Here is a 5,399-nt window from a genome sequence, read left to right as displayed (position 1 = left end):
GGCCAGCTGCGGCGAGGGCGCCTCCGCCCGGCGGCGGGCCAGCATGCCGCCCATGGCGCGGAACGGCGCCGCCAGGCGGGTGCCGAGGCCGGGGCCGCGCTCGGCCTCATCCTCCACCTCCTCCCAGGGGGCGGCGTAGTGCGGCGGCGGGGCGGCGGGCGCGGCCACGGTGCGGCGCAGCACGCGCCCGGTGATGCCGGCGCCGCTGCGCGCGGCATGGCCGGCGGCGCGGCCCGCCTGCCGCCAGGCCAGCAGCGGCACGCCCAGCGCGGCGAAGGAGAGCGAGCCGGCCAGCGCCACCGTGCCCACCTGCCCGATCACCGAGCCGAAGGGGCCGAACAGGCCGCCCGCGAGGCCGAGGATCTTGCCCAGCAGCAGCTCGCCCGCGGCGCCGCCCGGCCCGGCCAGAGTCGGGGCGCCTTCCGGCAGCGGCGCCAGGGCGATGGCGGCGGCCAGCATCGGCGCCGCAGCCAGCACCGCCGCCACCCGCCCCACGAAGGGCGCGAGGCCGCGATGCGTGGCCAGCCGCCAGGACCAGCCCAGCATCACCCCCACCGGCAGGTAGCCGCCCCAGCCGAAGCCCTGCAGCAGCAGGTCGGAGACGATGGCGCCGCCCGGCCCGGCGAGGTTGGTCGGCGCCCGCGTGGCGGAGGTGTTCAGCGAGGGATCGGCCGGGTTGTAGCTGATCAGCGCCAGCAGCAGCCCGAGGCCGCCCAGCGCCAGCACCAGCCCCAGCAGCTCGGCGCCGCGCCGCCGCAGCGCCGCCTGCACGGCGGGCGAGGCGAAGCGGCGCGTGCCGGCGGCCAGGCGGCCCTCGGGGCTGCCGGAGGACGGGTCGGAAGAACGATCGGCGTAAGCGCGCGGCATGGCCTCAGTCATCTGTTGCTGAGCGGGTGTCTCAGCCTACCACGACAAAGGCTTGCAACAGAAGGAAACCTCTCGCGAAAGCCGCCGCGCGTGCCGGTTCAGTCGCGCTTCGGCAACACCCGGCTCGCCACCTGCCGCGCGGTGTTGGCCAGCACGCTGCCAAGCTCCGGCTCGCCGAACATGCTGCGCATGAAGGCCTGCGCCTGCTTCAGCGTGATGTGCGGCGGCAGCGGCGGCACGTTCGGGTCGGTGCGGAAGTCCAGCACCACGGGGCGGTCCATGGCCAGCGCCTCGTCCCAGGCGGGGCCGACGCGCTCCGGGTCGTCCACCGCGATGCCGCGCAACCCGGCGAGTTCCGCGAAGGCGGCGTAGGAGAATTCCGGCAGGCTCTGCGAGCCGAGGAACTTCGGGTCGCCGCCCATCACGCGCTGCTCCCAGGTCACCTGGTTCAGGTCGCGGTTGTTCAGCACCATCACCACCAGCCGCGGGTCGGACCATTCCTTCCAGTAGCGGGCCACGGTCAGCAGCTCGTTCATGCCGTTCATCTGCATGGCGCCGTCGCCGACGATGGCCACCACCGGCCGCTCCGGATGCGCGAACTTGGCGGCGATGGCGTAGGGCATGCCGCTGCCCATGCTGGCCAGCCCGCCGGAGAGCGTGGCCATCATGCCGCGCCGCAGCTTCACGTCCCGCGCATACCAGTTGGTGGTGGAGCCGGAATCGGCGGCGATGATGGCGCGCTCCGGCAGGCGGCGGGAGAGCTCCCAGAAGACGCGCTGCGGGTTGATCGGCTCGGCCGCCTGCATGGCGCGCTTCTCCAGCAGCGCCCACCAATCCTCCGTCCAGCCGCCGATGCGGTCCCGCCACTTGCCGGGCTCCTTGCGCTTCAGCAGCGGCAGCAGGGCGCGCAGCGTGGCGGCCGAGTCACCGGCGAGGTTCACCTCCATCGGGTAGCGCAGGCTGAGCATCGAGGGGTTGCGGTCGATCTGCACGCCGCGCGCCGCCCCCTCCTTCGGCAGGAACTCGGAATAGGGGAAGCCGCTGCCCACCATCAGCAGCGTGTCGCATTCCTGCATCAGCTTCCAGGAAGGCTCGGTGCCGAGCAGGCCGATCGAGCCGGTCACCCAGGGCAGGTCGTCCGGCACCGCGGCCTTGCCGAGCAGCGCCTTGGCGATACCGGCCTGCAGCACATCGGCCACCGCCAGCACCTCGTCCGTGGCGCCGAGCGCACCGGCGCCGACCAGCATGGCCACCCGCTCGCCGGCGTTCAGCGCCTCGGCCGCCTGCTGCAGCGTCTGCGGCTCCGGCACCACGCGGGGCGCGGCATAGCCCACGCCGCTGTGGATGGTGCCGTGCGCGTGCGGCGGCGTCTCCACCGCCTCCAGTTCCTGCAGGTCGTTGGGCAGGATCAGGCAGGCGATCTTGCGCTCGCCCTGGGCGATGCGCATGGCGCGGTCGATCAGGTGGCGGATCTGCTCCGGCACGCTGGCCTGCTGCACATAATCCGCCACGTCGTTGAACAGCGCGGAGAGGTCCACCTCCTGCTGGTAATGCCCGCCCAGCGCCGCCCGCGCCTGCTGGCCGACGATGGCCAGCACCGGCATGTGGTCCGCCTTGGCGTCGTACAGCCCGTTGAGCAGGTGGATGGCGCCGGGGCCGGAGGTGGCCAGGCACACCCCCACCTCGCCCGTGTACTTGGCGTGGGCGGTGGCCATGAAGGCGGCCATCTCCTCGTGCCGCACCTGCACGAAGGGCATCGTCTCCTTCGCCCGATCCAGCGCGCCGATCAGCCCGTTGATGCCATCGCCCGGATAGCCATAGACCCGGCGGACGCCCCATTGCCCGAGGCGTTCCCAGACGAAGTCCCCGACCGTCTTGGCCATGGCTGTTCCCTTTCCGCTGCGTGGCGTGCTGGACGGCCAACGCGGAAGAGGAAGGGGTGTTGTCGGAGATCTTCTTTTTCTGAAGAAAAAGAAGCAAAAAGACTTTTCGAGTCTGGCGTTCCACTATCCACCCGCGCCACGCCAAACTGACAAAAGTTTTTTGGTTCTTTTTTCCAAAAAAGAACGTGCTTTCAAAACACTCCAACGCCACAGCGTTGCAGGTAATTGGCCACGGCCTCGAACTCGGCCGGCGGACGGGTGCGGTCCGCCTCGTCGCCGCGCGGCACGTAGATCAGCGTCTCGTACCGGGCGCGCGTCAGCAGCACGCGGTAGGTGTTGCGCAGGTAGCGCCGCGTCTCGGGCGAGGCCACGCGCTGCCAGTCCTGCCCGGCGAAGCGCCGCGCCTGCCAGCCCTGGGCGCCGCGGATGAAGTCGCCACCCCAGGCCAGCCCCACCACGTCCAGCTCCAGCCCCTGGCAGGCGTATTCGGTGGCGCAGACCTCCAGCGCGTCCGAGCCGCGCACATCCGGCCAGCGGTTGAGGAACCAGTTGACCACCTCGTCATCCGCGCCGTGCAGCTGCGCGCCCAGGCCCTCGGCGCGCAGGCGCTTGGCCTTGGCCGAGCAGACCAGCCCCGCCCGGCGCAGCCCCCGCGCCCGGGCGCGCAGCCCGGCCCGCAGCGCGCCGAGGTCGCGCGTCAGGAAGAAGGGCAGCCCGCCCCCCGTGGAACGATCGGCGGCGATGGCGGCGGCCTCCTCTGGCCGCTCCTCCAGCACCGCCGCCACCCATTGCGCGCTGCGCTCGTGGTGGATGGAGCGCACCGGCACGGTGAGGTCGAGATCCTCCTCCAGCGCGAGCCAGGACGGGTGCCCCTCCGCCAGGCGCTGCGCCGGCTCAGGCGCGGAGAGGGCGCGCGGCGCCGCCACCGCCCCCCAGAGGCCACCGCCCCCTTTGGCCCAACTGGCGCCGATCACCCGACCCCATTCGGCCAGCCCGGCCTCGCCCGTGTTGATCTCCTGCCCGTTGCCGATCAGCGCCACGATGACGGACCAGCCCGGCACCCGCGCCATGATCTCCAGCATGTGGCCGGGCTCGGAGGTGGTGAGGATGGAGCTGCGGCGCTGCGTGTCCCGCCCCGCCTGGGCGGCGTCCCAGGCGCGCTGCGCCTCGTCGAACACCACCACATGCTCGGGCGGTGCCTCGGCCGGGTGGCGGACATGGTGTTCCAGGAAGCGGTGCACGTTCTGCAGCACGGCGCGCGCCTCGCGCCGCGGCTGGCGGGCGCCGCGGCCCTGCGCCTCCCGCGCATCCCGCTCCAGCGCGCCGCGCAGCACCGCCACCAGCGGCGCGTTGCCGGTGAGGAAGGCGGTGCTGCCTTCCGCGGCGGGGCCGAAGGCCAGGTTCAGCCCGCACAGCGTCTTGCCCGCGCCGGGAATGCCGGTGACGAACACCACGCGCCGCGCCCCCTCCGCCCGCGCCTGCCCGATGGCGGCGCGGATGGCCGCCGTGGTGCGGGTGAGGTTGCGCGCATCGGCCCGCGCCGTGGCGATGGCCTCCACCCCGTGCCGGTCGAACAGCCGCCGCGCCGCCTCGATGATGGTGGGCACCGGCCGGTAGGGCGCCGCCTCCCAGGCGGCGGCGTCGAGCGGCGCGGCGGGGGCGGGGATGGCGGCCTGGATGCCGCGCAGCAGCGCGCCGAGGCTGGCTGGGCTGGCGCGCAGCACCGGCGTCGTCACGCCAGGGAGGAAGATCGGCCACTGGTTCACCGGCGCCGCCGCGCCGCTCGCCAGCAGCAGCGGCACCACGGGGTGCGCCCGGCTGGCGGCGTGGAAGTCGAACAGGTCGAGCGCGTAATCCTCCACCTGGGCGAGGTCGGGCGCGGCGAAGCCGGTGGCGCCGTGCTTGTATTCCAGCACCAGCACCGCGCGGTCGGTCAGCAGCACGGCGTCGATGCGGCATTCCAGCCGCAGCATCTCCACCTCCAGCAGCACCTGCCAGGATTCGCCGCCCGCCTCGCGCAGCGCCGCCTGGAGCGTGACGATGAGGGCGCGCCAGCTCTCCCGCTGCGCCCGCTGCACCTCCGAGAGTTGCCCGGCCTGGGCGTAGGAAAGCTGCGCGGCCCAGTCGGCCGCGTCCCGCGCCAGCAGCGCGGCGCCGGTGCAGGAGACCCAGGCCTTCACGCGCGCCGCCTCCCCGGCCAGGTGGCCAGCCCGATGCTGGCCAGCATCAGCCCCAGCCCGGCGCCGTGCATCGGGGAAAAATGCTCGCCCAGCAGCGCCACCGCCACCAGCGCGGCGGTGGCCGGCAGGAACACGGTGAAGATGCCGGCCACCCCCGCCGGCGCCCGTTGCAGCCCGGCATACCAGAGCAGCAGGCACAGCACCGAGGCGGTGAGGCTGTGGAACACCAGCAGCGCCGAGACCTCGGCCGAGGCCAGCGCCGCCACGCCCCCCAGCACCGGCAGGGCGAAGGGCAGCATCAGGGCCGCGCTCCACAGCTGCATCCACAGGCTGGCGGTGAACACCGGCACCCGGCCGGCGATGCGCTTGGCCAGCAGCACATAGGCCGCCTCGCCGCAGACGCCCAGGAACACCAGCGCGTTCCCGGTTGCGGCGCACATGCTGGGCCATGCCCGATGGTGCCCCCGAG

At 73.4% G+C, this 5,399-nt stretch carries 4 protein-coding genes; all 4 read right to left on the bottom strand.

The window, feature by feature from the left end; translation table 11 throughout:
* Positions 1–867 (bottom strand): DNA translocase FtsK 4TM domain-containing protein (locus ACZJYS_RS22300; RefSeq protein ID WP_493180366.1); only part of this gene is annotated, 867 nt, incomplete at its 3' end.
* 98 nt (positions 868–965) lie between these two features.
* Positions 966–2,750, bottom strand: coding sequence for a thiamine pyrophosphate-requiring protein (locus tag ACZJYS_RS22295; RefSeq protein WP_493180365.1), 1,785 nt, complete (start codon positions 2,748–2,750; stop codon positions 966–968).
* Positions 2,751–2,941: 191 nt separating this feature from the next.
* A complete protein-coding gene (locus tag ACZJYS_RS22290; protein ID WP_493180364.1) occupies positions 2,942–4,930 on the bottom strand; it encodes a DNA/RNA helicase domain-containing protein in 1,989 nt (662 codons plus the stop codon).
* On the bottom strand, positions 4,927–5,399 hold a 473-nt coding region (locus ACZJYS_RS22285; RefSeq protein ID WP_493180363.1), incomplete at its 5' end, for a DMT family transporter. The genes ACZJYS_RS22290 and ACZJYS_RS22285, both read right to left, overlap by 4 nt.

This window comes from Roseomonas sp. TS2 (assembly GCF_058833935.1).
The sequence above is the reverse complement of the archived record's forward strand: the minus strand, read 5'-3'. Positions and strand labels throughout refer to the sequence as shown.

Coding starts and splice junctions, on each gene's coding strand:
- ACZJYS_RS22295 (WP_493180365.1), bottom strand. CDS start 2,750: ATGGCCAAGACGGTCGGGGACTTCGTCTGGGAACGCCTCGGGCAATGG.